The organism is Spirillospora sp. NPDC000708 (assembly GCF_040299565.1).
GTDB lineage: Bacteria > Actinomycetota > Actinomycetes > Streptosporangiales > Streptosporangiaceae > Spirillospora.
Genome location: NZ_JBEPCJ010000257.1, coordinates 1 through 1076, shown reverse-complemented (window position 1 = coordinate 1076; position 1076 = coordinate 1). Strand labels below are relative to the sequence as shown.

Annotated in this window: 1 rRNA gene; it reads right to left on the bottom strand. The window is 58.1% G+C overall.

Annotated features, from left to right (window positions below):
* A 23S ribosomal RNA gene (locus tag ABT299_RS52800) occupies positions 1–1076 on the bottom strand; the annotation flags it as partial.

Sequence of the window (1076 nt, the reverse complement as noted above, 5' to 3'; positions counted from 1 at the left end):
AAGAGGGGAGGGAGAACTCATCTCGAGGAAGGCTTCCCGCTTAGATGCTTTCAGCGGTTATCCCGACCGAACGTAGCCAACCAGCCGTGCCCCTGGCGGGACAACTGGCACACCAGAGGTTCGTCCGTCCCGGTCCTCTCGTACTAGGGACAGACCCTCTCAATTCTCCTACGCGCGCAGCGGATAGGGACCGAACTGTCTCGCGACGTTCTAAACCCAGCTCGCGTGCCGCTTTAATGGGCGAACAGCCCAACCCTTGGGACCTACTCCAGCCCCAGGATGCGACGAGCCGACATCGAGGTGCCAAACCATCCCGTCGATATGGACTCTTGGGGAAGATCAGCCTGTTATCCCCGGGGTACCTTTTAGCCGTTGAGCGACACCACTTCCACACGTAGGTGCCGGATCACTAGGCCCTGCTTTCGCACCTGCTCGACACGTCCGTCTCACAGTCAAGCTCCCTTGTGCCCTTGCACTCGCCACCTGATTGCCAACCAGGCTGAGGGAACCTTTGGGCGCCTCCGTTACTCTTTGGGAGGCAACCGCCCCAGTTAAACTACCCACCAGGCACTGTCCCCCACCCGGATACACGGGCGCGGGTTAGACGCTCAAAACGACCAGAGTGGTATTTCACCAATGACTCCACCCACACTGGCGTGCGGGCTTCACAGTCTCCCACCTATCCTACACAAACCGTTCCAAACGCCAATGCCAAGCTGTAGTGAAGGTCCCGGGGTCTTTCCGTCCTGCTGCGCGAAACGAGCATCTTTACTCGTACTGCAATTTCACCGGGCCTGTGGTTGAGACAGCGGGGAAGTCGTTACGCCATTCGTGCAGGTCGGAACTTACCCGACAAGGAATTTCGCTACCTTAGGATGGTTATAGTTACCACCGCCGTTTACCGGCGCTTAGATTCTCAGCTTCGAGGTCGAAACCTCTAACCGGTCCTCTTAACGTTCCGGCACCGGGCAGGCGTCAGTCCGTATACAGCGTCTTACGACTTCGCACGGACCTGTGTTTTTAGTAAACAGTCGCTTCCCCCTGGCCTCTGCGACCACACCCAGCTCAGGCAGCAA